Source organism: Providencia sp. PROV267, from assembly GCF_028477825.1.
GTDB lineage: Bacteria > Pseudomonadota > Gammaproteobacteria > Enterobacterales > Enterobacteriaceae > Providencia > Providencia stuartii.
On record NZ_JAMPLX010000024.1, the window covers coordinates 124,169 to 146,813 of the forward strand.

At 40.3% G+C, this 22,645-nt stretch carries 19 protein-coding genes; 12 read left to right on the forward strand and 7 right to left on the reverse strand.

From position 1 onward, the window contains the following. Positions 1–368: 368 nt before the first annotated feature. The 4 genes from PR709_RS16505 to PR709_RS16520 all read left to right on the forward strand — a co-directional run bounded on the left by PR709_RS16505 (position 369) and on the right by PR709_RS16520 (position 5,211). Positions 369–1,175 carry a protein bax gene (locus tag PR709_RS16505; protein WP_014656915.1) on the forward strand — a complete coding sequence of 269 codons (807 nt, stop codon included), beginning with the start codon at positions 369–371 and terminating at the stop codon, positions 1,173–1,175. Positions 1,176–1,435: 260 nt separating this feature from the next. Next, entirely contained in the window at positions 1,436–2,854 is a 1,419-nt protein-coding gene (locus tag PR709_RS16510) for an MBOAT family O-acyltransferase (protein WP_004925973.1), read from the forward strand. Continuing rightward, positions 2,841–4,028 (forward strand): SGNH/GDSL hydrolase family protein, encoded by a 1,188-nt coding sequence (locus tag PR709_RS16515; protein WP_041705094.1) that lies wholly within the window; start codon positions 2,841–2,843, stop codon positions 4,026–4,028. The genes PR709_RS16510 and PR709_RS16515 overlap by 14 nt, the downstream gene beginning before the upstream one ends. After that, positions 3,979–5,211 carry an SGNH/GDSL hydrolase family protein gene (locus PR709_RS16520; RefSeq protein ID WP_014656917.1) on the forward strand — a complete coding sequence of 411 codons (1,233 nt, stop codon included), beginning with the start codon at positions 3,979–3,981 and terminating at the stop codon, positions 5,209–5,211. Before PR709_RS16515 ends, PR709_RS16520 begins: the two co-directional genes overlap by 50 nt. A 223-nt stretch (positions 5,212–5,434) precedes the next feature. Here PR709_RS16520 and gntU read toward each other — a convergent pair whose 3' ends face one another. The 3 genes from gntU to gntR form a co-directional block, all read right to left on the reverse strand. Continuing rightward, complete coding sequence (gntU, locus tag PR709_RS16525; protein ID WP_004925967.1) at positions 5,435–6,793, reverse strand: gluconate transporter; 1,359 nt, start codon at positions 6,791–6,793, stop codon at positions 5,435–5,437. Beyond that, positions 6,790–7,332 carry a gluconokinase gene (gene gntK, locus PR709_RS16530; protein WP_004925965.1) on the reverse strand — a complete coding sequence of 181 codons (543 nt, stop codon included), beginning with the start codon at positions 7,330–7,332 and terminating at the stop codon, positions 6,790–6,792. The genes gntU and gntK overlap by 4 nt, the downstream gene beginning before the upstream one ends. A gap of 193 nt (positions 7,333–7,525) precedes the next feature. Beyond that, a complete protein-coding gene (gene gntR / locus PR709_RS16535) occupies positions 7,526–8,521 on the reverse strand; it encodes a gluconate operon transcriptional repressor GntR (protein WP_004926113.1) in 996 nt (331 codons plus the stop codon). 202 nt (positions 8,522–8,723) lie between these two features. On the opposite strand from gntR, the gene PR709_RS16540 reads away from it, so the two are divergent. The 8 genes from PR709_RS16540 to PR709_RS16575 all read left to right on the forward strand — a co-directional run bounded on the left by PR709_RS16540 (position 8,724) and on the right by PR709_RS16575 (position 17,248). Next, entirely contained in the window at positions 8,724–9,749 is a 1,026-nt protein-coding gene (locus PR709_RS16540; RefSeq protein WP_004925963.1) for an ABC transporter substrate-binding protein, read from the forward strand. Continuing rightward, positions 9,746–10,750, forward strand: a complete 1,005-nt coding sequence (locus PR709_RS16545; protein ID WP_004925962.1) for a FecCD family ABC transporter permease — start codon at positions 9,746–9,748, stop codon at positions 10,748–10,750. Before PR709_RS16540 ends, PR709_RS16545 begins: the two co-directional genes overlap by 4 nt. Then, positions 10,747–11,514 carry an ABC transporter ATP-binding protein gene (locus PR709_RS16550; RefSeq protein WP_004925950.1) on the forward strand — a complete coding sequence of 256 codons (768 nt, stop codon included), beginning with the start codon at positions 10,747–10,749 and terminating at the stop codon, positions 11,512–11,514. Before PR709_RS16545 ends, PR709_RS16550 begins: the two co-directional genes overlap by 4 nt. Positions 11,515–11,524: 10 nt before the next feature. Then, positions 11,525–12,343, forward strand: coding sequence for a class I SAM-dependent methyltransferase (locus PR709_RS16555; RefSeq protein ID WP_004925948.1), 819 nt, complete (start codon positions 11,525–11,527; stop codon positions 12,341–12,343). Next, positions 12,340–13,185: a ModD protein gene (gene modD, locus PR709_RS16560; RefSeq protein WP_004925945.1), complete on the forward strand. Its 846-nt coding sequence runs from the start codon at positions 12,340–12,342 to the stop codon at positions 13,183–13,185. The genes PR709_RS16555 and modD overlap by 4 nt, the downstream gene beginning before the upstream one ends. A 108-nt stretch (positions 13,186–13,293) precedes the next feature. Continuing rightward, positions 13,294–15,303: a TonB-dependent receptor plug domain-containing protein gene (locus PR709_RS16565; protein WP_042117294.1), complete on the forward strand. Its 2,010-nt coding sequence runs from the start codon at positions 13,294–13,296 to the stop codon at positions 15,301–15,303. A 475-nt stretch (positions 15,304–15,778) separates the two neighbouring features. Next, the gene (locus PR709_RS16570; protein ID WP_004925943.1) at positions 15,779–16,768 is read left to right on the forward strand and encodes a winged helix-turn-helix domain-containing protein; all 990 of its coding nucleotides are present in this window, start codon (positions 15,779–15,781) and stop codon (positions 16,766–16,768) included. Then, positions 16,769–17,248 carry a FidL-like protein gene (locus PR709_RS16575; RefSeq protein WP_004925940.1) on the forward strand — a complete coding sequence of 160 codons (480 nt, stop codon included), beginning with the start codon at positions 16,769–16,771 and terminating at the stop codon, positions 17,246–17,248. It abuts the gene before it with no gap. Between the two features lie 69 nt (positions 17,249–17,317). Here the strand turns inward: PR709_RS16575 and PR709_RS16580 are convergent, their stop codons facing one another. The 4 genes from PR709_RS16580 to PR709_RS16595 all read right to left on the reverse strand — a co-directional run bounded on the left by PR709_RS16580 (position 17,318) and on the right by PR709_RS16595 (position 22,607). After that, the gene (locus tag PR709_RS16580; protein WP_004925938.1) at positions 17,318–18,370 is read right to left on the reverse strand and encodes an isoaspartyl peptidase/L-asparaginase family protein; all 1,053 of its coding nucleotides are present in this window, start codon (positions 18,368–18,370) and stop codon (positions 17,318–17,320) included. Between the two features lie 75 nt (positions 18,371–18,445). Continuing rightward, complete coding sequence (locus PR709_RS16585) at positions 18,446–19,213, reverse strand: fimbrial biogenesis chaperone (RefSeq protein ID WP_004926106.1); 768 nt, start codon at positions 19,211–19,213, stop codon at positions 18,446–18,448. Between the two features lie 34 nt (positions 19,214–19,247). After that, positions 19,248–20,513, reverse strand: a complete 1,266-nt coding sequence (locus tag PR709_RS16590; RefSeq protein WP_148493711.1) for a hypothetical protein — start codon at positions 20,511–20,513, stop codon at positions 19,248–19,250. Positions 20,514–20,633: 120 nt separating this feature from the next. After that, a complete protein-coding gene (locus tag PR709_RS16595; RefSeq protein WP_272571005.1) occupies positions 20,634–22,607 on the reverse strand; it encodes a fimbria/pilus outer membrane usher protein in 1,974 nt (657 codons plus the stop codon). Positions 22,608–22,645: the final 38 nt, after the last annotated feature.

Below are 22,645 nucleotides of genomic sequence, written 5' to 3' on the forward strand. Positions count from 1 at the left end.
TATTAATATCATCACCCTTTGATAAAAACGCAAATTACCAATTTTGTATAAAAAACAGGCTATCGATCGCTTAATAAATAAGCAAAAAAACCTTATAATAACGAGGTGAACTGTGTGTTATTTACCCACATTTGAGTTAAGTTAACTTGTTTTTTGTATCAATACATCATTAATATTTATTAGTTTTAAGTGTAATATTAACACAAGAAATATAAAAACATTATTAAACAAGGATAAGTTAAACAAAAAATAAATCACAATGTGAAAATGCAGTAATTTAGCTAAAGTCAGCCGGATAAAAGTAGCTACCCAAAAATTATTCTGTTACTATTCGCTCGATTTTTGTTCAGAGAAATTAGGAGAAGCAAATGCCCTCTCGAACGATGAGGACAAACGCCGTCTTCGCTTTCTTACTGTTATTTTTATTTTCGGGGTTGAGTTTTGGCTCAACAAGTACCAGTACCACACTCAAGAAAGAGTATTCTCACAAGGCCGTGCAGAGCTCAAATCAGGCTCATACACCTCTGCCTGATTTGCGAAAATACCCATCCGGTACACCACGTAAGAAAGCGTTTTTAAAAACGATTGTCCCTGTGATTGAAAAAGTCAATCAAGAAATCATGGCTGAGCGTAAATGGTTACTTTCTGTACGAAAAAACAAAAAGTGGAGCGCACAAGAACTTCGCCGTCTAGCTCAAATATGTAATAGCTATGGTATGACCTGTACCAGCCCAAATAGAGTCAATTGGGATAAGCTGTTAAGCCGTGTTGATATCATGCCAACCCATTTGGTTGCGACCCAAGCAGCCACTGAGTCAGGTTGGGGAACGTCACAGCTAGCACAGCAAAACGGTAATTTATTTGGTATGAGATGCGGCAGAGGTTGCCAAGTCAATCAGGGGAAAATTAAAGGCTATTCCGCCTATAACTCTGTTGAAGAGACCGTGTCTGCCTATATGAAGAATATGAATACTCACAATGCCTACGAGTCACTACGATCGTCTAGAGCAAAACAACGTTTATCAAAAGATGAGCTAGATACAACCAAGCTTATCAATGATATGAAAGGGTATTCACAACTAGGTTCCTCTTATAACCGTTATTTGCAAGAGATGTACGTGAGCAATGAAGAACTGATTACACAAGCTCAAAAAACGGCATCGACTCGAATTTAATTTGTATCACCAGGTACAAGTACTCATCTAAAATCCACTTTTTTATAAAGTGGATTTTTTCTTATTGCAACCAGGCCGATTATTAATATGATGTGAATACACATTTATACTTCAAATAATTCGAGATGCCGTTAAGCGATACAGAAACACACACTAAGTAGATCCCCTATTATGTGGCACGTGTGAATAAATGTAGTCGGTAGCGCAGCTAACTTGATGTATGACGAGTATGCAACAATAATTAACAATCTGAGTCTTATATGAATTTTTTCTCATTCGAGTTTCTTGGCTCTTTTTTGGTATTTTTCCTTATTTACTGGAGCTGCCAGCCTAGTGCGAAGCTTCAAAATGGGCTACTAATAACCGCAAGTTATTTTTTTGTTTATTCCTTTAATCCCGATTTTGCTTATATCTTATTCGGCTATACCCTATTTATTTATTTTCTTACTAATTGGGTTTCAAATTGGCTTTCCAATAAATGGGTATTTACATTACTCGCGATAGGAATAATCAGTTGCTTTACTGCATTTAAATACTACTCATTTTTTCAAGAAACACTCCAGCAAACCTTCGATAAATTGGGGCTTAATGTAGGTTTACCTATTATTGAATTATTAGCGCCGCTTGGACTCTCTTTTTATGCTTTCCATTCCGTCAGCTATACACTTTCAGTTTGCCGCAAAGAGATCCCCAAAGCCGATTTCTTCGATGTCGTGCTATACCTTAGCTTTTTTCCGAGTATTGTCGCTGGTCCAATTAACCGAGCAAAGAATTTTATTCCACAAATTCAAGCAGAAAGCCGCGAAATACTGGATGCGCGAAAAGCAATCCTACTTATTTCATTAGCGCTGGTTAAACTGTTTCTATTTAGTGCCTATTTATCGGAAAACTTTGTGAACCCTGTCTTTGATGCGCCAGCAGGCTTCAGTGCAGGGGAAATACTCGTCGCAACCTATGCCTATGCATGGAATATTTATTTTAACTTCTCAGGTTATACCAACTTAGTAACTGGTATTGCCTTACTCTTAGGTTTTCGAGTTCCTGTTAACTTTAATGCGCCTTATATGGCCGCCAACTTAAAGGAATTTTGGGCGCGTTGGCACATTAGCCTCTCGACATTTATCCGTGACTATATCTATATCCCACTAGGAGGCAACCGAAAAGGCTTTAGTCGGATGAATACGAATGTCTTTTTGGCAATGGTGATTTCTGGATTATGGCACGGTGCGGCAATGACCTTTGTTATTTGGGGAGCCATTCATGGCCTAGGGATTGTCTTACTCAACCTTAAGAATTTATGGATGGAAAAATTAGGTTGGGCCAATAATCGATTTAATCACACCGCGACCACACTTATATCGCGCATTGTGACATTCCATTTTGTCTGCTTTGCTTGGATATTCTTCCGCAGCCAAACCTTTGATGACGCACTCATGATGATCTCACAGTTTGGGGCGCCTGGATTTATTGCATCGATAGGCTCCAACCTCGGCCTATTAATCGCATTTTGGGCATTATTGCTGTTGTACCCTTATTTTGTACAGTCATATCACTATATTGCGAAAAAGTACCAAAATATAGCTTGGTACTATTACCCTATTCCACTCGCGCTTATTTTGACTGTTATGTTTATGCTTTCACCTTCAGGAATGCCGGGATTTATTTATGCTAACTTCTGAGTTTAAAAGAAATCTAATAAAAACCGGACAAGTCTTTTTTATTGTTTTGGTCGTAGGGCTATTATTAATTTGGCTCAATCAAGGTTCATTAGAGCGTTTTTGGCAGCAAAAATATCACCGCGATCCCCCTTGGGCGTCTCTGTCTGGAAACCCTGTTTGGGATTATGGTGCTTATTTAAATGAGGGTTCACTCGCTGCGGGTAGTACTTTCCTCTATCATGTGTCAGGGCAACATGCTCAAGATACTAAAGACGCAGAAGCACTTGCCATCGCAAATGAAAATAGCAAACGCACCTTTCCTGAAGGCTATCAAGTTGGGCTACATTTTATTAATGGCTATCTCTATCCGGCAGAATCTCTCTCTGTCACCTTCCCTGAATTACTCAAACGCCAACAAGCGCGGGCGACATTAAAGGGCAACAAACTCGGTCCAGTAAAAGTCGCTCATACCGGGCCTATTGAGCCTAAAACGGTGGCGAAATTAGAGAAAGGTGATCAGGTTCTGTTTGCGGGTGATTCGATGATGCAAGGTGTCGCACCACATGTGAAGAATATGCTATTGAAACACTATAATATCGATAGCATTAACCTGAGTAAGCAAAGCACGGGGCTTGCTTATCCACGCTTTTTTAATTGGCCGCAAACCATTTCTAAGGCGTTGAATGATAACCCTAAAATTAAAGTGCTGGTGGTTTTCCTTGGCCCTAATGACCCATGGGATATGCCACCAGATACGGGCTATAAATATGTGAAGTTTAAAAGCGAAATATGGGAGCAGGTGTATCGTTCTCGCATTAATGATATATTAACGACTGCGCGCCAACATAATGTCGATGTTATCTGGGTTGGCCCTCCCAATATGCGCAAATCTACTCTATCAGAAGGTATGAGGTTCCTAAGGAGTCTCTATCAATCCGAAGTCGAAAACAGTGGTGAAATTTATTTTTCCGTGAATGATGTCTTTAAATACAAAGACCTCACTTACTCCGATTATTTCGGCGACGATAGCAGCAAAATTAAGCTCAGAAGTGGTGATGGGATCCATTTCAGCCCCAAAGGGCAACAAGCGATAGCTGAAAAAGTATTTTCATTAATTCATTTTGAAGAGGAAAAAGAGATACCTCATGAAGCAGAACAAACTGCGTCAAGCCAAATCCAAGTTAGCGGCAGCTAGCGTCATCGCTTTGCTGTCGCTAAGCTTGTTGTCCTGTCAACAAGATGCCGAGCGGACGAGTCAAGGTTCAACACGAGGTGGTACACTCACAAATGTGAATGTACGTGGGCAGCTCATCAATAACGCTGAGCCAAACCTCAGCCACTTTGCGAGCAAACTAAAGCAAGGTCATCAACAGGTCCATATTGTTCAAATTGGGGATTCTCATACTGCTGCCGATTTCTTTAGCGGTAATTTAAGAACATTGTTCCAACAACGCTATGGTGATGCGGGGCCAGGTTTTGTACCTGCGATTTCCATTCCGGGGCAGCGCACTGCGACAATTAACCGTAGAAGCGATAAACAGCAATGGGAACTGTTTAGTAGCCGTAAGGATGAGCGTTTCGATTACCCTCTTGGTGGGCTTATCGCGTTACCAATGACATCGGCGAGCACTGTACAACTGATGCCATTGCAAGCGGCAAATGGGGTTTATCAACTGCAAGCTCTTTACCAAAACACAGCGGGCAGTCAGATGAGTGTCTCCCCTGCGGCTTCATCACCCGTTGCATTACCCGCAACAGGCAATTATTGGCGCTTCTCTTCTCCTGTGAATACTCAGTTACCGGCTGAAGTTACTGTAAGTAATGACAATAACCTCAAGCTAGGAGGGTGGCTGTTGCGCTCAAATCGTCCGGGCGTTATGTTATCGGCGATCGGCATTAATGGCGCGACAATCAATATGATTGATAAATGGCAGCCACAATGGGTTGAAACATTGGCACAGATGTCACCCGATATGGTGATCTTAGCTTATGGCACTAACGAAGCATTCAACGACAAGTTAGATTTAATTGCGTACCAGCAAAGCTTGCGTGAGAAAATTCGTCAAATCCGCCAATATATGCCAAAAAGTGTCATCGTTTTAGTCGGCCCTAATGACTCAATTAAATTTAACGATGCCACAAGCTGCGATGCCAAAATGCCTGTGCATTTAAAGAATGTTATCAAGATCCAAAAAGCGATAGCAGCACAAGAAAATACCCTATTCTGGGATTGGCAAGATTTTATGGGTGGGCCTTGCTCGATTCGTTCATGGGCCGCACAGGATCTTGCACGACCTGATAATGTTCACTTATCTGCCGAAGGCTATAAAAGAAGTGCGCAAGGCTTTTATCAACAGCTTAGCCAGTTATTAAACTAATCTAAAAAGCAAATGGCGAGATACGCTCTCGCCATTCTTTTTAGCAGCAAATACATTCATCGCATTATCTGCCACTCTTATTACCATCGCCACCAATAAACAACAATATTCGTATGGTACGCATCCTATCGAGTGGTCATACAAAATTCGCTTATTGAATCTCTTTGGAATTGCCCTATTTTGCTCTTCCCCGAACGCGATTGGCTTTCGGGGAGTCGTTAAATTACAAGAAAGCGAAGAAGATCATACCGACTATTGCCCCTGTAGTACCGAGGATAGTTTCCATAATGGTCCACGTTTTCAATGTCTGAGCTTCCGTTGCCCCCGTAAACTTACCAAACAACCAGAAACCGGAGTCATTCACATGGCTTAAAATGAGTGATCCACCAGAAATACAAGTCGCTAATGCCGCCAATTGTGCCCCTGAATAACCTAACTCACCAACTACAGGCAAGACTAACCCAACCGTTGTTAAACAGGCTACCGTTGCCGAGCCTTGGATCACACGGACAGCGCCAGCAAGGACAAAACACGCAACGGCAATAGGCAAGCCTGCACCGATTAATGAATCACCTAATGCAGGGCCAACACCGGAGTCAACAAGTACTTGCTTAAAGACACCACCAGCACCCGTTACCAATAAAATGATCCCCGCAGGTTGGATTGCCGCAGAGCAAACCTCCATGACTTTTTCTTTATTCATGCCATAGCGGAAACCTAAACCGTAAACAGCTAGCAGACACGCTAATAATAAAGCCGTAAATGGATGACCAATAAACTCAAGCCAATGCTCAAGCGTAGAGCCTTTTTCAACCAAGTGTGTTCCGATGGTTTTCAGGCCTACTAATACCAATGGGAACAAGACTAAAGATAGGCTAAACCCGAAACTTGGCATTTTGCCGTGATCCATCGTTGGTGCTTGGTAATCCGCTGGGATATCAATACTGACGTGTTTACTAATAAAACTGCCAAAGAGTGGACCTGCCAATAACATACCGGGTATTGCCGCACACAGACCAATTAAGATCATCCAGCCATAGTCGGCGCCCATTTGTGAAGCGACCAACATTGGTGTAGGCCCTGGGAGTAAGAACGCAGCCGCAGCTGCTACCCCTGCAAACAACGGAATAGCCATGCGAACAACATTATGACCTGTGCGGTTTGCTACAGCGAATACCACCCCAATCAACAGCACGATCGCAACATCAAAAAATAGTGGTAATGCACAGATTAAACCGGCGATCCCTACAGCATAATGCGCTCTTTTCTCCCCAAATAATTGGAGTAGTTTTGTCGCAACCTGATCGAGCGCGCCTGTTTCGTGTAAAATTTTCCCAAACATGGCGCCAAGTGCGACAACGATAGCCAAGAAACCGAGTGTTCCTGCCATCCCTTTTTGCATCGTTTCTGTGATGTCTTGCACTGGCATACCTGAAAATAATCCAGCGCCGATAGAGACAATCATCAATGCAACAAAAGCATGTAAACGGGCGTACATGACAAGAAACAGTAATAAAACCACAGAGCCGACCGCAGTCAGAACGAGTGTCAGTGTGCTTAATGCTTCAACTGGGGTGTTCATGAATTGCCTCCAGAAACAATTTGATGAATAGCCGTACGTGTATTTTCAATCACTTCATCAAGTGATGGGCGAATATCGACAACATGAACATCCTGTTCTTCTGATGTAGGCTCTTGCAGTGCCTGAAATTGTGATACCAACATTTCAGGCTTAAAGAAGTGCCCTTTACGTGCTTTGAGGCGATTTTCAATGAGCTCAGCATCCCCTTTCAGGTAGATAAAATAGAGATTCTTATTACCTTCTCTTAACTTATCGCGATAACTTTTTTTCAATGCAGAGCATACAACCAAAGAAATAGGGTTGGTTCGCTGCATTGCAAAAATGGCATCATTTAATGCTGCAAGCCAAGGTTGGCGATCTTCATCATTCAGTGCGTGGCCCAAAGCCATTTTTTGAATATTTGCTCTCGGATGCAGAAAATCACCATCTAAAAAAGCCGCATTTGTTTTTTGAGCGACACCGCTTGCGACAGCCGATTTACCGCTACCCGATACCCCCATAAAAACAAATGTATAATTTTGTGCTTGGGTATCACTCATGGGAAACTCCTCAGGTGTTAAATAAAAAAGGTACGCTTATTTTTTGTTTACCGATGATAGAAACCGAATTGTTACCGGTAACAGTTACCAGTAACATTATCAGCAGTGCGGCTATTTTTAGCAATTATCTTGATAGGGAAATAAAGAGATCTGTGATGCCTCTCTCACTAATATGCTGCATCACTTTTTAATTTCAAATACTTTCACCGGGCAGTAACTCAAAACCAACATCAAATAACGTTTGTGGTAACTTTTTACCATTAATGCGCGCGAGCAGTACTTCGGCGGCCTTACGCCCCATGCTATCCCGAGGGGTTAAAACACTGGCTAATTTCGGCGTCATGACTTGCCCAACATCATGACCGTGAAAACCTGATATTGCCAAATCTTCAGGAACTTTAATGCCAAGACGCTGGCACTCAAAAATAGCACCGATGGCAAGGTCGTCGTTGGTACAAAATAAACCATCTGCCTCGGGGTATTTTTCTTTGCACTCATGAAGTAACTGAGCGCCTAATGAATAAGAAGAGCTTGCTTGCGTCATCACATTACGAGGCTCCAACCCCGCATCACGCATCGCTTGCTCATAGCCTTGTAGCCGAATAAAGGTCCGTTCATCATATCGAGCGCCAAGATACACCACATGTTGGCAGCCACGCGCTAACATAGCTGCTGTCATCTGCCGTGAGGCTTCAAAGTTATCAATACCGACAGCAACATCTAAACACGGAGAGACGCTATCCATGATCTCAACCACAGGGATCCCCGCGGTCTTCAACATTCTAAGCGTGCGATCAGTATGGGTACGCTCTGCTAAGATCACACCGTCAATATTGTAAGAAAGTAGAAAAGTTAAGCGCTCCTCTTCTTTTTCAGGAAGGTAACCATAGTGTGCTAGCATGGTTTGATAACCATAATGGTCAGTCACTGTTTCAATACCGCGGATCACTTCAGCAAAAACTTGGTTGGTCAGCGACGGCAACAGAACACCAATCGCATGGCTGGTTGCATTAGACAGCAAATCGGGGGCCTTATTGGGAATATACCCTAACGCTTCCACCGCTTGAGCAATTTTACCGCGTAACACTTCAGAAACCTGCTCTGGGTTTCGCAAAAAGCGACTAACTGTCATTTTCGTGACACCGACTCTGTCGGCAACATCCTGTAGTGAGGGTCTTTTTTTCTTCATATATTCCGTGTTTCTAACTTACGCAAGTGCGAGTGACTATGTTCAGCGATCTTTGTATGGATAGCAATGTTTGTTACTGATTTACATCACAGAATAGCGGAGTTTTCCGACTAATGTCTCTTTTGTTATTGACTCCTTAGTATGACTCCGTTAACTTCCGCGCTATATATCAATAAATATAACGAAATTTCTTTTTAGCACTATGGGAATCAATCGTAGACTCTTTATTCAATCCTGCGCGGCGTTAGCGGCACTCGCTTATTTGCCTGCTTATGGGCGCATTGAACAAGCGTTGTTTGGTGTATTACCACAACCAAACAAAATCCAGCGTGTAATGAGTTCTGGTCCACCTGCAGATTTACTGCTATTTGCTTTAGCCCCTGAAAAAATGGTTGGATTCTCATCCATTCATTTGCAAAAAGGGCATGACGAACTATTTGCTCAACAATGGCGAGATTTGCCTATTTATGGTCGCCTAGCAGGTCGAGGAAGTACGCTATCTTTGGAAAAGCTGCTCGATTATAACCCACAGTTAATAATTGATACTGGAAATATTGATGACACTTATCGCTCTCAGGCGGCGAAACTTGCCAAACAAACAGGCATTGCTTATTTACTGATAGCCGGAGGGCTACAAGATTCACCACAGCAATTACTTCAACTCGGTGAGACCTTAAATGTACCGCAGCAAGCTCAAACGCTCAGCACACTTGCCAAACACTATTTGCAAGACGCGAAACAATTCGCCATACAACACCATGCGAATGCCCCCAGTTTCTACCTAGCTAGAGGCGCCAAAGGTTTACAAACAGGCACCCGAGGCTCTATTCATACTGAAGCCATAGAAATATTAGGTTTCCGTAATGTCGCCGATATTCCTAATTTTAGGGGGCTAACAGAGGTTTCAATGGAACAACTGTATGATTGGAACCCCGATATTATTATTACTCAATATCAAGAAGCCGAGGAATTTATTCGCCAATCCGCGTTATGGAAAGGGTTAACGGCGGTTGCCACTAACCAATTACTGACCTTTGGAGGAATGCCATTTGGTTGGCTTGATGGCCCCCCAGGAATTAACCGCCTCTTAGGCATGCGCCGGTTACAAAGCCATTTTGATCAACAAATCGAATCCACCATACGCGATGACATCAAACAATTTTTCCATCTGTTTTATCACTCATCGGTGACTGATACGCAAATTGATAGATTGATGGAATTATCATGAGTCGCACAATCAAACCGTTACTTCTTGTTATCGTTTTTATCGGCGCCCTGATCATTGCATTAATTAGTGGTAAGTATTCACTTACGCTTAATCAGCTCATTGATTTAGTTGTGTCTGAATTTACCTCACAAACTCTCGCCGATGACCCACGCAATGCCACTGTTTTTTGGCAAATACGTTTTCCTCGCACACTCGCCGCGATGGTGATTGGAGGAGGACTGGCGATTGCAGGAGCGGCTTATCAGGGAATGTTTCGAAATCCATTAGTATCACCCGATATACTTGGGGTTTCAGCGGGGGCTGGGGTAGGTGCTGTTATTGGTATATTTTTAGGTCAATCGCTGCTCTACATTCAACTAGCCGCCTTTGTTGGTGGGCTATTGGCAGTATCTTTAGTGTGCCTAATTGCCCGAATGGCGCGCCAGCATGACCCCATTTTATCTCTCGTCTTAGTTGGTGTTGCGATCAGCGCCTTATGTGGTGCAGCCATCTCTTTAATAAAAATTCTTGCAGACCCTTATACCCAATTGCCTTCTATCACCTTCTGGCTATTAGGCGGGCTTTCATCCATCACCCAAAGCGACCTACTGTCTGTGTTGCCCATTATGTTGGTTGGCATTATACCACTGTTACTGTTGCGCTGGCGCATGAATTTACTGAGTCTATCTGATGAAGAAGCGAAAAGTTTGGGGATCAATGTCAGCTTAATGCGAACAATATTTATTATTTCAGCAACATTGATTACCGCCAGTGCGGTATCCATTGCAGGGATCATCGGTTGGATTGGCTTAATCGTTCCGCATATCACCCGAATGATAGTGGGCGCTAACTTCCGCTATCAACTCCCTGCCTCAATGGCTATTGGAGCCATTATGTTACTCATTACCGATACACTCGCTCGCACTATTGCTTCCATTGAGCTTCCACTCGGCATATTAACTTCAGCGGTCGGTGCCCCTTTCTTTTTGGCAATCCTTTTACAAACACGGAGTGCCAAATGAACCTAATCAGACTGGAAAATGTGGCGATTGGCTATCATCATCAAGCCATTATGACAAAAATTAATTTCGCGTTACAAGCTGGCGCGATGACCTGCCTTCTCGGTGCGAATGGGTGCGGCAAAACAACGCTAATGAAAACTTTATTAGGGCTTCTTCCTGCTCTTGAAGGTCACATTTTATTAAAAGAAAAGTCTCTCACCTCTTATAAACCGGCTGATATAGCGAAAGTAATTGCTTACGTACCTCAAGCTCATGATACCCCGTTCACTTTTACTGCCATAGATATGGTCATGATGGGGCTGACGCCTCACCTCTCACTCTTTTCTGTTCCCGGCGCCAAAGAACGCGTACTCGGGCTAGAACAACTAAAAAAGCTGGGGATTGAGCATCTTGCCTCGCGTTTATACAGCACCCTCAGTGGGGGAGAAAAACAGTTAGTATTGATAGCCCGAGCCTTAATCCAAAAACCAATCATGTTAATTATGGATGAGCCCGCCGCGAGTTTAGACTTTGGTAACCAGATCCGTTTATTGAAGCAAATTGAACAATTAAAAGCAGATGGGATCACTGTTCTCATGTCGACTCATCACCCACAACATGCTGCCGCCATTGCGGATAATGTTATCTTACTGGATAAACATGCTGGCGTAAGACAAGGCTCTGCCGAAAGTATGTTAACACTTACCAACCTAGCAAGGCTCTATTCTATTGATGAAGAGAGTATTGCCGCTCATTTTCAGCTTCCAGCTCATTTTACTCGCTAAGGTGAAAGTTATGCTTATTGACCAATTAGATTTTGCTCAGATGTACCAACAACATATGCAACAAGCCCAGCGTTCACGCAAAGAGCCTGAGCATTGGGATAAAAAAGCGCAAAAAATGGCACAAACCTGTGCAAACCCACAAGATCCCTACTTAATTCGTTTTCGTGAACTCATGGATTTTACTGGTGCAAAAACCTTATTGGATGTCGGATGTGGGCCGGGCTCTGTCTGTTTGGCACTGGCAAAGCATTTCACCACCATCATTGGTATTGATTACAGCCAAGGTATGCTTGATGCTGCCCAAGAGCGTGCGAAAGCAATGGATATCAATAATGTTCGATTTGAACAATTAGCATGGGAAGATAACTGGGCGCAATTACCTAAAGTCGATATCGCCGTCGCTTCACGGTCCACTTTAGTCGATGACCTTAAAACAGCCTTATTGAAGCTCAATCGCCAAGCAAACTTACGTGTTTACACCACGCATACTGTAAACCCAACCTTTATTGATGAAAATATCATCCAATTTATTGGTCGGGAAGTCGTTCGCTTACCGACTTACATCTATGCGGTGAATATTTTGCATCAAATGGGAATAAATGCGCGAGTCGATTTTATTAACAGCCCAGATAAAGGCGGATTTAAACAGGTTGAAGATTTTGTCGAAAGCGTCAATTGGTCACTCAAAAATCTCTCTGATGAAGAGATTGCAAAATTACACCAATATTACGACCTGCAACTCGCGTCAGGAAAGCGCATTCCCTATCCTGCGCGCAACTGGGCCATGGTGTCATGGGATGTTGTTGATGAAATGAGTCTAACATTATGATTTATTTACCCGATAGTTTTATCGACCAGCTACTTCTTGATGATATTCAATATGGCGATTTAACAACACGCTCTTTAGGCCTGCATACTCAAGCAGGCACAATGACATTGGTTTCGAAACAGGGTGGGTGTATCAGTGGTATTGATATTGCCTCACGCATGCTAAATAAACTCGGTATTGATTTTCAAGCTAATTATCGTGATGGCGACGTGGTTCCAGAAAATAGCTGCTTAATAAAAGCCTCTGGAACAGTAGAAGCCCTTCATCAAGCATGGAAAGCCGTACAAAACGTCCTTGAATGGTGCTGCGGTGTTAGTCACTACACCCACCAAATGGTCAGTCTCTTAAAGCGTTATCAACCTGATGCCCAACTTGCCTGTACAAGAAAAACGGTGCCGGGAACAAAGTTACTTGCATTGACCGCTATTATTGCTGGCGGCGCTATTATTCACCGAGCAGGGAGTGCGGAAAGCATTCTATTGTTCACCAACCATCGTCGTTGTCTTGCCGACCCCGATGATTGGCACTCGCATATTCATACACTTAGGGAAGCCGCCCCTGAAAAACAGATTATTGTTGAGGCAGATAATAGACAACAAGCGACACTCGCCATTGAGGCTGGCGCCGATATTGTTCAATTAGATAAATTCAGCCCAGCACAAATCCGCCAATTGCATCAACAAATACAAACACAAAATCGTTTATGTCGGCTATCTGCGGCTGGAGGGATCAACTTACAAACAATAGAGGCGTATGCGCAAACAGGCATTACATTGTTTGTCACATCGGCTCCTTATTACGCTCCCCCCAGAGATATCAAAGTAAACATTTTCACAGGATAGACCTAATTTAAACGAACCCTATGTTGCAAAGGGTTCGTTTTCTCAATAAACGACGCACATCGTTATATAAAAAACAACATATCGATTTAGGCAAATTGGAATTTTATGATGAAAATAAAACAGATCACTTATTTAGTTGGGATGGCACTATTTACTACACACAGCTTTGCAGCCACCTCTGAAAAATTAGCTAATCGTGATGTGATGAGTGTTTGGAGTACACCACTTGCAGCCGATGAAAACATCATGACTCAAGCGCAAATGAAGCAGCTGAATAAAACAAATGTTGCTCAAGCGCTTAGTACAATGCCTGGTGTAGTGATCCAAAAATCAGGTAATCGTAATGAAACTCAAGTGAATGTCCGTGGTTTTGATAGTCGCCAAGTACCTGTGTTTTTTGATGGTATCCCAACTTATGTTCCTTATGATGGAACATTAGATCTTGGGCGTTTTATGACCAGCGAACTCGCTAGTGTTGAGTTGTCGACAGGCTATACGTCATTGTTACAAGGCCCCAACTTGATGGGTGGCGCCATAAACTTAACGACCGCCACACCTAAAAAACCTTTAGAGGCCAATATCAATCTAAATCAAGGCTTTGCTCGCGGCGCTGATAATGCGCGCAATATCAGCGCTCGTTTAGGCGGTCGTAACGATCTTGGCTTTATTCAGCTCAGTGGTAGTCAATACAAACAGCGTTTTATGGGGTTGCCTGATTCGGCTGATAATAACCCATTAGCCGGTAGTCACGGTCGTCGAACTAATTCAGCCACAGACGATAAGCGTTTAATGTTAAAGATGGGCTGGACGCCACGCGACGCTGATGAGTATGTGGTCACTTATTTAAAACAAGATGGCGATAAAAATAGCGCCCCCAGTGCTGATAATAAAAAACAGCAAATTTGGCAGTGGCCAGAGTATAACAAAGAGAGTATTTACTTTAATGGTACGACCCAAGTTACCAATGATATTGCGCTGCAAAGTCGGCTCTATCACGACAAATTCAAAAATACGCTCCATCAATACAAATCAGTTCAGGATTATCGAGCAGGCAAATACAATTACAGCCACTATGACGATTACAGTAATGGTGCCGATATGCGTATCGATTTTACCCTTCGTGAAATAGACATGCTGTCGTTCGCTGCCCACTGGAAAGAAGATATCCACCGCGCACGTAGTAATAAAATCGTTCCTTATGATCGTTATAAAGATCAAACTTGGTCAATCGCCACTGAATACCAATGGGTTGCAACCGATCAGCTTGATATCATTGGTGGGCTTGGCTACGACTGGCGCAATAGTGATGATGGGAAGCGTTATTTATACAATAAACAAAATGTCGTTACTGGGATTGAAAGCTATGAAGATAACCGCCAACGTGCCTTCAATTGGGAACTTATGGCCCGTTATCATCGAGCAAACAATGATACGGTACAATTTTCAGTGTCAGATAGAAGCCGTTTCCCAACCCAAAAAGAGCGCTACACTAAAAATAAGATGAAAAACAATGATAGTTTTATCATCAACCCGCATCTTGATGCAGAGCGTGCTTTAACATTTGATCTCACTTATAAAGGCTACCTCACCGCCGATTGGTCCTACAATGCTAGCGCTTATTATAATCATGTCTCTGATGCCATCATGGCACACTACATACATTATGACCCCGCCGCGGGCAGCGACGTTTATCAAAATCGTAATAGCGGTAAGGTTAATTATGCTGGGATTGATTTAGGCAGTCATGGCCAAATTACTGACTGGATGGCTGCGGGTTTAAGTTATAGTTATATTCATGCTGACCCAAAACACGATAGCGTAAAACATGTTGCAGAATTACCAACACATAAAGCGTTCGTTTGGATTAAGTTTATGCCTAATGAACCATTTAGCATTACAGTAACAGAAGAAGCAAGAAGTTGGGCATTTAATTATATTGATAGTAATGAGAAAGTTAGGGGTTTTGCAAAAACGGACATTCGCTTTAATTATGATCTAGGTCATGGAATTTCTATAAATTCGTCAGTGAATAATTTATTTGATAAGTCATATCAATATACCTCTGGATATATTGAAGAGGGTCGTAATTACTGGTTGGGATTTGAATATAACTATTAACCATCAATTAATTTAGGTAAGAGGTTCATCTCTTACCTAATAATTAAATAGATAATAAGACTTATATTAAATCACTATTTTCAAATAAAATTTAATAATATAGGTGCTTGTACTTAGGATTCGTCTTAATAATATTTAATCTCTTAAGCCCATTATCATAGCCAAACCTATATTTTAGTGATATATGGTTTTTTACACATATTTAATGCTATATACAGATATATAATTCTAACTTTACATAATTATACATTACACAACTCTGTTTTATCAGCTATATCTATATATTTAAGTCTAAACTCATCAAAGTCTCATAGCGCAATACTTGAAGTTAATTGATTCCGTATTTAGACTATAGGAATTATAAATATTCATAAAAATATACTTTTACTAATACTTTTAGATTTTAGAAAATTATTCAGTTTTTATCATGATTTCGCCGTCTTAGGATTAGAAATTAGAGAGAGCAACCGTGTTCATGAAAAATAGCAAAGACTATCTCATAAATAATAAATTTATTTTTGAGACAGGTAAGAACTTCATTTTTATAAAGAATGAAGTTGATAAGTTCGTTGAGTTATCAAAGCCTGCATCACGACTATTGAATGAAATCATCATACTTAACCAAAAATCCAAAATTGCTACAAGAGAAGAGCTACTGATAAAAGTTTGGGAAGAGTATGGCTTAGTAGGTTCAAACAATAACTTAAATACTTATATTAGTGAAATAAGAAAGAAATTTGAGTTGATCGGTATCGACCCAAAATCTATTGTTACCGTTCCTAAAAAAGGATTTCGTTTTGATTGTGACGCCTTAGAAACCATCACTGATGAAAACGATACGCCATATTTGCCAGAAGAAGAGATAGTCGTACTAAATAGCAGTGATGTTACTTTAGGTTTAGATGATTATGAACATTCCGTTACGCATTCTTCACAATATAGTGAAAAAAATGCTGAAGAAGCAACAACTCATTTTGTTGATCAGAAATCAATTATAGAAGAGCATCTTCATCAACCACGACAAGATAATTCGATATCAGAATTATCATCAACCGTACAAGAAGAGCCACAACTGCTCAAAATACAGAATAAGGGTAAGTTTAAAAATAACCCTATTTTGTTCGCTTTGATTGCAATGTCATTATTTTTGTTCATTTTTGTTTTCTATTACACCACTAATTCTAATGCAAGCATGGAAGTAAATAGCTACATGACAGTCAGTGAGCGAGACAAATGTTTGATACAAATACCTATTAATCTCATTGAAAGCTCAACAAAAGATAGCATCGATTTTGTGAATAAAAAACTTGATAAATATAATGTAAATTGTCAAGAGCCTAAGCGTGTTATCTTACTTTCAGAGCCGAATAGTATTCAGTCTGTTGATAAAAATATATCCCTTAGTATTTGTAAGGAAAAAAAGGCTCAATATGACTGTGTATCAATCAATGATCAGAGAATTTAAATGAAAAAATATATTCTATTGTTTTTATTTGTTTTTATTTCGGCTGTGGCAACAACAACATTTATCTATAATAAAGATAATGATGTGAATATTTGTAACTCTGATATTTTATGGATAAAAGATAACGGTACCGATGATGGGATTATGCTGAAGTCAAAAACCAGTGTACTCGTCGCAGATGATAATACCGGAAGAATGAATATGTATGGTTATATCAAGGAGAATAATATTTTTTATCGCCTTGATAGAGCGCTCTATTTTAGCTACCACGCGATTGATAAAAATAACCATTATTCGATACGGTTTAAATCGTTATCGATCACAAGTTCAGATAACGTTCCTCAAAAGCTGTTTGCAAACTTTATTCAGCTTGAAGAAGAAAAAATACACTATTATATTAATTTAACTAAAATGGATGATAATATTTACATTATCAAAGATGAAGCCTACTCATCATTTACTTGCCATGCTGATAAATAGAAAAAGCCTACTTAGAAAAAGTAGGCTCAGCCGTGAAAATTTCAGAAAAACACTCAAAAGGGTTAATAACTAAGGCCCAAATATGGCTACTTGTGGAATGCCATCCTGACCGATCGTTCCACGAAACATTCCCTTCGTATTGAATTGCATAACAAAATTACCTTTGCTATCTATCGCAATGATACCACCCGTACCACCCATATTTTTCACAGAGTTTAAAGTATTCATCACCGCTTCTGCTAACGGTGTATTACTGTATTTTATTTGTGCCACAACATCATAAGCGGCCACTCCACGAATAAAAACTTCACCTAACCCCGTGGTAGAAATTGCAACTGTATTATTATCAGCATATGTTCCTGCCCCAATAATAGGCGAATCCCCAATACGACCGTAATGCTTATTGGTGCTGCCACCTGTAGAGGTTGCCGCAGCAACATTTCCACGGCTATCTACAGCTACTGCACCTACCGTGCCATATTTATAATCATAAAGCAGAGGATCTTCAAATAAGGCAGCATTTAGCCCTTTTTCTTGATCAATTTTATGGCTAATTTCTTTGACTTTTTTTAGCTGTTCAAGTCTAGATTCAATAATAAAATAAGAAGGATCAACGAGTTCCAACCCCTCAGCTTTTGCAAATTGTTCTGCACCGGTACCACCCATCATAACATAAGGGCTTTTGGTCATAACTTTATAAGCCGCTATAATTGGATTTTTAATGTTAGAAACCCCAACGACGGCCCCCGCGGTATGGTCACGTCCATCCATAATGGAAGCATCCAGTTCTACTTTATTATCCGTGGTTAAAGAAGCGCCTTTACCCGCGTTATATAATGGAGAATCCTCCATGATGATCACAGCGGCCTGTACAGCCTCAATACTGTCTCCACCTTTTGATAAAATTTCATACCCTGCTTGCAAAGCTTCTTTCAACTTTAATTCATGTTCTTTCTGTAATTGAGGTATAAGTGATTTTTCTGTTATATCACCAGCTCCTCCATGAATTAATAACCTAAAATTATTATTTTGTTGAGACATTGCAAAAGAAAATGGGAATAATAAAATAAAAAAACTCAGAAAAAGCGCTAGTATTTTATGTATATAGAATATTTTTTTCATTCGAAAACCGTGTAAACTAATTACCAAATATTACTCTTTCTGAGTTTTAGACCGGAAATAACTAAGATGAGTCGTTTATAACGTTGTTGTACGCTGTTCTAAAGGCATAGAAAACTCGTCCAGCACTCTCCAAGTTACTTTCGCGCCACTAGGAACAGATTTATTTTTCAGTTTAAACCTTTGCTCTCCTTTAGGAATCAATGGTTTAAATGTTTCATTTCTATCAATCTCAATAGAATTCACTGAAATATCTTCGAAAGTCATATATATAGGTGAATTATTTGTAACAATAAGTTCATTATTCTCCACCCTAAATTGTAATTTATCCAACTCTTCTTTAATTCTATAATATTCGAGCTGTTTTGGTCGGTAATATACTTTAAAATTCATCACGCGTACTACCGATAACTCAGAATTATGCTCGACATTATCACCCTCCTTTGGTACTTCAGAGGTTGGTATTGCTCTAAATTTAGCGATATATACAGACTCTCTGTCTTTGGGCATTTTTGACACATCACCAGCAAAGATAACTCGCCAATAATAGCGAGTTTTACCCTCTAATTTGTGTAATGGTGGCGTAATAATGAAAGGGATTTCTTCAGTATTACTATTCAATAAAGTAATGCCCGTATTCGTATCTAATGCTTCCATAGAGCCTTGGATCAGATAAGGGAGACTCTCTTTATTCCGTAAAGAAATAGAGATACTTTTATTACCTTCAACATAAGTACTCCGTATTAACTGAAAGCTAATACTATCCGGAATGTTACTATATGCAGATGTCATCGACAAAAAGAATAGAGCACCTAAAATAAATATTATCTTGCCTAGCTGTCTCATATTACTCTCTTAAACTATTAATGCTTAATATTGATCAAACCTTAGTATACACTAGTAATTCAACTCTTCCTTTGTACTTACCAGGTTTTACATCACGATTCTTACACATTAACCAACGTATGTTTAAGTTATCATTTTCAGCTTGCGCATTTTTGTTTAGTGGAATATCTGAATTATCAAACTTAATTAAATTTGATTGATTCGTTGCGTCGCAACTCAGCGCAGGGATATTACCACCATCAAAATATGGTGCCCCTATAACCCAAGGTTTTACTGTACTCTTCTCACCTGAATCAATTTGTTCTAATTCCAGCTTCGTTAAATTGTCACCTTTGGCTTCACCCATTCTCGGGATTGCAGACATATATAACGGATTCCCTTGCCCGCTACAGTTAAATGTTAACCGCGATTCTAATGGGATTGAATCAGCACGACCAAAAGTTTCGTGGAATACAGTACCACTTGCTGCACTTATACGACAAACTCGGGCTATTTTAACATTGGTAATAAAGCGAACCTTTATCTCCCCATCAGCTTTAAAACCTTTATGTCCTCCTAGGGTTACAAGCCTAAAGGCACTATTATCCATTATAAAGTCACCAGGAACCGCTTTTCCATTTAAATAGACTTCTAAAGGCTTAGCAATAGAAAACTGAACATGTTTGGTTCCACCATAGCCTATAGTTATTTTACCTGGTGGAATATAACATAAATTTAAACCTTTGGTATCTTTTCGGTCAACTGTGATAAGGTTTGCTATCGGTTCACCAAGAACACCCGAATATGATGTCTTTAACCCTTGAGTGCCGTTAGGTAAGTTTAAATTGATATCAACTTTAAAGCTAGGAACAACCCACGCGAATAAACCAGAAGCGTCTGTGTGTTTCATTTTAAAAGCAAATTTTTGACCCCGACCTAATACCGTATGTTCTGATGCATTAAAGGTCTCTGCTCTGCAACGACCTGAATAGTCAGAGATACCGACTATTGCGAACTCATCATCCCATTCTCTATTGTGAAGCCTTGAATCAGGGTAGCTCGGTTTATATTCAGGATATTGGGTATAAATACCATACTCTGGAGGCCCCATCGTAATCGATGTCACCCCCATCATCCTTGCTTCAAGTAGATGAGGTGTTCCCACAGGAACGTCATCATCTAGGTCAATCATACCATAGAGCTGTACAATCATTTGACCTGCCTGCATTGGACCTTCAGCATGCGCATTAGAAAAAAGCATCCCTATCGACATAGCTGATAAAGAAATCGCTTTCAAACATTTAGAAATACTTTTACTCATAACTGAACCTACCTTAACAAATATACAGTCAATCATTTATAATGCGCTAATTCATCTCATGTTCATTTTGAACGCTATCAATAAAATAAATGATTTACTTTTTAGTGTATTAATAACAAGCTAGCGGCATTCTGCAGCAAGAGTACGAACAGGCTGCGTACTTGTTGTGATAACTTTATCTAGGCCGGTGAATTTCAATACACAATGTTGTTCTTGACCACTTCCCCAGCTAATATTTAATGTACCTGAATTAGGTAATCCACTCATAAATAGCTTATTATTATCACCTACAATACCTGTATTTTCTTCTACCACGTTACTTTCTACTAATGTAGCGATGGCTCCAAAAGGTACTGCACTTCCATTTGCCATACGTATATTAAAGAGCACCTGATAACCCACTTTTGTATCGAATTTAGCCTTAACAAAAGCCCCAGCCGATGGATAAATAGTCTTGGTTGTCTCCTTCAGCATGACATCATCAGGTAAAGTATTCACATCTAGGGTCACAATATTAGAGCTATAAGGTGTTGCATATGGATATAACGCATAACCTTGCCCGTTAACAACGGTATTTTGGTTATTCGTTTTTGTTCCTTTTGCTTCTGGAGCCTCAATAATAATACCACTATCACCAATTGTACGGCTAAACAGCACTCCGCCTTCGTGTAATAACATTCCACCGGACAAGCTACCATTCACAGACTGGTTATTTTTTGAGTAATTATAACCCGCAGATATGCCAAAATTAGGCGCAGAGTAACTAGAGCTTAGCGTACCGCTTCCACCAACTCCTTTATTTCCATATGCTTGAGAAATTCCATAAGAGAAACTACCATCTCTGGAAGTACCACTGATCCCTACCTGTTGGTTAATATAACCATCATTATCTTGACTGTAAGAATATGTACTATACATATTCTCTATTAATTCATTATTAGAGAATATACTAAATGGAATATCTACGTTGATAGATATTTGTCTGTTCTCAGGCCAACTTTCTTTATCTTTAATACGGTCAATGCTGTAGTTTACTGAGTAGTTAACTTTTTTAAATGAACCATTATATCCTATGGATAATTGTTTCACTTTCCTATCTATTTCCCAATAGTCATAAATACTACCGGAGATATAAACACTTCCGTACTCCCCTAACGACTGTCTTAGTGCCGTCGTGAAGCTACTACGTTGACGTTGATTTAACCACGGTGCCACATTATCTTTTAGCTTATGGTCATAGTTATTAAAATCAGCAAAACTAAAATACGAACGAGTTGAATAACGTAAAGCTGTCAAGTCAACAGATGTCCCTGTCGATGCCATACTTTTTGAATATCTTATTCTGAATGACTGCCCTGAACGATCACCAAGATTACCATCCATATTTGCTGTCGCATGGGTGATATCTGCAGATAACGCCCCAAATGTTCCCAAAGATATTCCAAGACCTGCCGCAGCAGAAAAATAGTCTTTAGCCATCAATAGCCCACCGTATAGTGTGCTATTTGTAGGTAATCCGTAAATAAATGACCCTAAAAAGAAATCAGATTCTCTAGAGGTTTTGGTATATCCACCATCATAACGACCTACAACGGCCTCATATTTATAACCACCAGGACGAAGCATCACAGGTAAAGATGAGAAGGCAACTGTTGATGTTTTCTCAGTACCATTCTCCTCTTTAATGGTGACATCTAAGTCACCCGCGTTTCCTGTAGCGTAAATATCTTTGATGACAAACGGACCAGGGGAAACATAAGTTTGATAAACAATATAACCATTCTGGCGGATAGTGACCATTGCATTTGACTGCGCGATACCTCTAACTTCAGGTGCAAAACCTCTCATACTACTAGGTAACATTTGCTCATCAGATGCAATTTTCATCCCTTTCAATGGGACGGCATCAAAAACATCACTTCCTGAGCTGATTTCCCCGACAGAAAAAGTGGATTTGATAGAATGTAGTGCACGCATAACATAAGTGTTAGAGAAACTCGTTTGGTCTTTTTCTCCCTTAGACTTACTATATGCTAAATTTGATCTTAACCTCCAAGGTCCTGCATTTAACCCTGCACGGATGTTCGCAAACATATTTTCATTTTTAATTATTTCATTTGCGTCATTTCTGC

Excerpts from the sequence above, each read along its gene's own strand:
- PR709_RS16550 (WP_004925950.1), top strand. The coding sequence starts at position 10,747 with ATGAACCTAATCAGACTGGAAAATGTGGCGATTGGCTATCATCATCAA.
- PR709_RS16515 (WP_041705094.1), top strand. The coding sequence starts at position 2,841 with ATGCTAACTTCTGAGTTTAAAAGAAATCTAATAAAAACCGGACAAGTC.
- PR709_RS16565 (WP_042117294.1), top strand. The coding sequence starts at position 13,294 with ATGAAAATAAAACAGATCACTTATTTAGTTGGGATGGCACTATTTACT.
- gntR (WP_004926113.1), bottom strand. The coding sequence starts at position 8,521 with ATGAAGAAAAAAAGACCCTCACTACAGGATGTTGCCGACAGAGTCGGT.
- modD (WP_004925945.1), top strand. The coding sequence starts at position 12,340 with ATGATTTATTTACCCGATAGTTTTATCGACCAGCTACTTCTTGATGAT.
- PR709_RS16570 (WP_004925943.1), top strand. The coding sequence starts at position 15,779 with ATGAAAAATAGCAAAGACTATCTCATAAATAATAAATTTATTTTTGAG.
- PR709_RS16585 (WP_004926106.1), bottom strand. The coding sequence starts at position 19,213 with ATGAGACAGCTAGGCAAGATAATATTTATTTTAGGTGCTCTATTCTTT.
- PR709_RS16590 (WP_148493711.1), bottom strand. The coding sequence starts at position 20,513 with ATGAGTAAAAGTATTTCTAAATGTTTGAAAGCGATTTCTTTATCAGCT.
- PR709_RS16575 (WP_004925940.1), top strand. The coding sequence starts at position 16,769 with ATGAAAAAATATATTCTATTGTTTTTATTTGTTTTTATTTCGGCTGTG.
- PR709_RS16555 (WP_004925948.1), top strand. The coding sequence starts at position 11,525 with ATGCTTATTGACCAATTAGATTTTGCTCAGATGTACCAACAACATATG.
- PR709_RS16505 (WP_014656915.1), top strand. The coding sequence starts at position 369 with ATGCCCTCTCGAACGATGAGGACAAACGCCGTCTTCGCTTTCTTACTG.
- PR709_RS16595 (WP_272571005.1), bottom strand. The coding sequence starts at position 22,607 with ATGTTTGCGAACATCCGTGCAGGGTTAAATGCAGGACCTTGGAGGTTA.
- PR709_RS16540 (WP_004925963.1), top strand. The coding sequence starts at position 8,724 with ATGGGAATCAATCGTAGACTCTTTATTCAATCCTGCGCGGCGTTAGCG.
- PR709_RS16580 (WP_004925938.1), bottom strand. The coding sequence starts at position 18,370 with ATGAAAAAAATATTCTATATACATAAAATACTAGCGCTTTTTCTGAGT.
- gntK (WP_004925965.1), bottom strand. The coding sequence starts at position 7,332 with ATGAGTGATACCCAAGCACAAAATTATACATTTGTTTTTATGGGGGTA.
- PR709_RS16545 (WP_004925962.1), top strand. The coding sequence starts at position 9,746 with ATGAGTCGCACAATCAAACCGTTACTTCTTGTTATCGTTTTTATCGGC.
- PR709_RS16510 (WP_004925973.1), top strand. The coding sequence starts at position 1,436 with ATGAATTTTTTCTCATTCGAGTTTCTTGGCTCTTTTTTGGTATTTTTC.
- PR709_RS16520 (WP_014656917.1), top strand. The coding sequence starts at position 3,979 with ATGAAGCAGAACAAACTGCGTCAAGCCAAATCCAAGTTAGCGGCAGCT.
- gntU (WP_004925967.1), bottom strand. The coding sequence starts at position 6,793 with ATGAACACCCCAGTTGAAGCATTAAGCACACTGACACTCGTTCTGACT.